This window comes from Actinomyces succiniciruminis, from assembly GCF_900002405.1.
Classification (GTDB): Bacteria; Actinomycetota; Actinomycetes; order Actinomycetales; family Actinomycetaceae; genus Actinomyces; species Actinomyces succiniciruminis.
Map to the genome: position 1 here is coordinate 1 of NZ_LK995533.1, position 3,190 is coordinate 3,190.

The window sequence follows — 3,190 nt, forward strand, 5'->3', positions numbered from 1 at the left end:
CTCACCCGCACCCCAGCCGCCATGTTCATGGGAAGGCAACACCCTGACCAAAGCCGAAGTACGCGACATCGTCGAGCGGCGAGTCGGCACTCCACCGTCGCGTGCGTACCAGCGCCAAGAGATCGGGAACCTGGCGTCTTTGTTCAACGACGTCATTCTCAAGAGTGCCTGCCCAACAACGCCCCACCGCTGTCGGGCACGCGACTAAGGCTCAACATGCTCGCCTGATAGTTGGTCAGCCGGAGGAGGAGGACGTTGTTCCCGGCGCGTTCCGTACGCACGACGTGGGGGTCGGACAGTACCGCGGCGCGCCAACGGAAGACTGCGAGTATCTAGTCGATCGTCTATGCGAAGCGCTGAACAACGAACTCTCCCAGTTGGGCAACGCCCCGCCCTGCGGACGCCCATGGCCTTCATACTGGCCACGCTGGCACATCTGCACCTAACTTGGATTCACCCCTTCGGCGACGGGAACGGACGCATGTCCCGTCTGCTGGAGTTTGAACTGCTCATACGTGCCGGAGTTCCAGTACCCGCCGCCCACCTCCTGTCCGATCACTACAACAAGACCCGCGACATGTATTACTCCATCTTGGAGCAGACCGGCGTACCCCCGGTTACCCGGCAGAGGACTTTGTCCACTACACAGCCCAGGGCCTTGTGGATGGTCTACGCGAGCAGATCGCACAAGTGCAGGAGATGCAGCTATCCATCATGTGGCAGTCCTACGTCCACGAGCGGTTCCGTGATCAGCACACCCAAGCGCGAACCAGCATGAGAGACCTCGTGCTGGCCCCGCCCGCCGACCGTTGGGCCCCAATCGGCGATGTGACGACCCTTAACCGAGGCCTCGCCGAGGCGTATCGGAGCAAGACTTCGAAGACCGTTACGCGCGACATCAACGACCTAGTCAAGACGGGGCTGGTCGAGAAACAGCGTGGCCGCAGCGTGCGCCCCCGCGTCGAGGTCATGTCCGCATTCCCTCCTCCGCGACGTGACCCGTCAGCGGGCCAATGAGCCGATCCACCCCGTGGCAGTGCTTCCGACGCGTCGTCAGCACCGCTTATCAGTTCGCCGCGACCTCTCAGCGCCTTCAGCACGCAAGCGCTTTGACTGGCGCTTGCGCGACGCGGCACGGCGGAGCCCTCTGAGCCGCGCCTTCACAGCACTCTCACCCATCCCCATGGGTACAAGTCTTCTCTCCTGTGCGCACAGCCACACCAGCTCGTCGCTGCGGCGCAACGCCCGACGCGCGCGAATCACGGTGACTGGATGCTTGGCCGCATCAACTCCACGCATGATCACCACCGACCAGGCGAGCACAAGCAGCACGAATACAGCCAGTGCAGCAGGAATAGTCACCGGACTAGACATCACTATCCAATACACCATAAAACACATGACCGTCACCACTGCACAGAAACATCCCGCGAATCCAGAAACTATCACAAGAAAAACACCCTGAGCTCGACCCCAGCTCCAGGCGTAGGCGACAAAATATACACAAAAGGCGTCAAGCAAAGCCAACACAGAAAACAGCCCAAGAAACCGCGCTGGCGCGTACGGCAGGAATGTTCCCGCCAGCAGCGGACCAATAAGCAGCATCAACCCGAAAGCAATCCAGCGACCAACGTGCGCCGCCTTGCCGCGCGCCTGCACCACGTCACGCGCTTCCACGTCTGACGCAACCTTGACTCGAATCAAGCGGTAAGCCCGCTCATACTCCCACCGTATTGCGCGACGCCGACGTTCAACATCTTCTAGCACATACTCAACAACACGGCCATACAGCCAAATCGGAATAACAACCGATGCCGCCACAACAAACCATAGAGGCACAGCCGACTCTGACAGCACAAGTACAGGTCGACTTAGAACCGCCGTACGGCTTGGAGTCCACAGCAGGAGAACACCAAGAATTGGAACCCACAGACAGTACATCAGCGACCATAAGCATAACGCCCCTAGGGGTGACCCAAAGACGCGACGAGCAACCGTCTCATCAGAGTCACCGCCCTGCCCAATTCGCGCACGAGCTCGAAATCCGAGCACCGCAACGCCGCCACACTCGACGGCAAACATCCCTGAAACCAAGGTCATCCCTGTAGACACCGACATGTCCAGCCCGTAAGGGCACTGATTGAGGCCTTCCACTCCGGGACTTGCAGTGGCAGCAAGACACCGCCTGCCGGCTTCCCGTATGTCCATTATTGTCGCGAGAAACACCTCTGGGGAATATTCGAGATGATTCTCGATCAACACACACAGCATCCATATACAAGTAGCCAGCATGCCAGGCACGACGAGCATAGGGAGGTTGCTACCATGCTCCCAGAGTAGGCCTCGTTCGTAACGCTTGTCTCTTTTCTCCCTCGAGCCGACTCGACCGTTCTCGCCCTTCTTAAGACTTCGGTCCGGTCCGAGGCCGGGAGGGACGGCCACGGAGTCATCTTTCTCCGCCGCGAATGCAGCCTTGAATCGGCTCAGGAAGCGGTGCAGGCCGTCGGCTTGTTCGGTCCCCACGGCATTCTTGGCACGATTCGTTGGCTCGCTCTTTTGCGGCTCAGGTTCCTGCTCGGGCTCCTTCGTATCGTTCCCGTCATCCAGGGACGCCGTGCCCCGCGGCTGCGGAGCATCACCACGCACGTCTTCGCGCTCACTCATGATCGCCTCGGTTCTCGCCGGCCGGTCAGGGTCTTGGGCGGGGCCGGCGGTTCCCGCCCACAGTCACAGTGCCACGGGGGTCCGACACGAACTACCGGCCTACGGGTTGAGGCAGGGACGAGGCTGGGCTAGACCGCCTGAGGCTGCCCGGCGCGCGCATTCGACACTCACGCTCCGCCACCTGGCCCTTCCGCCATCCTCGTGACCGACCGCCAACCAGTTACTCACGGGACCAAGCAGAGCAAGGCGCTCGGCCTCCCCACTCCCTTGGTTCTCGCGCTGGGACATGGCGCCCCGGTACGACCACGGCGCCCGTCTGCCGGCCCGCTCAGCCGCTAGCCACCTGCTCGTTGACGTGCGGCTCCAGGGTGCGTGTCTGGTCCTCGATGGCGCAGGCGAGCAGCGGCTCGTCCAGGCGCAGGCCGAGCTCGACGTTAGCCTCTTCCGCGCTACGCGACACATTCGCACTCGCGACGACCACGATCCGCGACTCTCGCGGGCAGTCCCAGATGAGGCACCGAACCAC

Annotated in this window: 2 protein-coding genes and 1 pseudogene; 1 reads left to right on the top strand and 2 read right to left on the bottom strand. The window is 61.7% G+C overall.

From position 1 onward, the window contains the following. Positions 1-346: 346 nt before the first annotated feature. Positions 347-778, top strand: coding sequence for a Fic family protein (locus tag BN1056_RS15110; RefSeq protein ID WP_425306122.1), 432 nt, complete (start codon positions 347-349; stop codon positions 776-778). A gap of 275 nt (positions 779-1,053) precedes the next feature. Here the strand turns inward: BN1056_RS15110 and BN1056_RS11800 are convergent, their stop codons facing one another. Both BN1056_RS11800 and BN1056_RS11805 read right to left on the bottom strand, forming a co-directional pair. Further along, complete coding sequence (locus BN1056_RS11800) at positions 1,054-2,664, bottom strand: hypothetical protein (protein WP_210581470.1); 1,611 nt, start codon at positions 2,662-2,664, stop codon at positions 1,054-1,056. 328 nt (positions 2,665-2,992) lie between these two features. Then, positions 2,993-3,190, bottom strand: a pseudogene (locus tag BN1056_RS11805) (hypothetical protein); the annotation flags it as partial.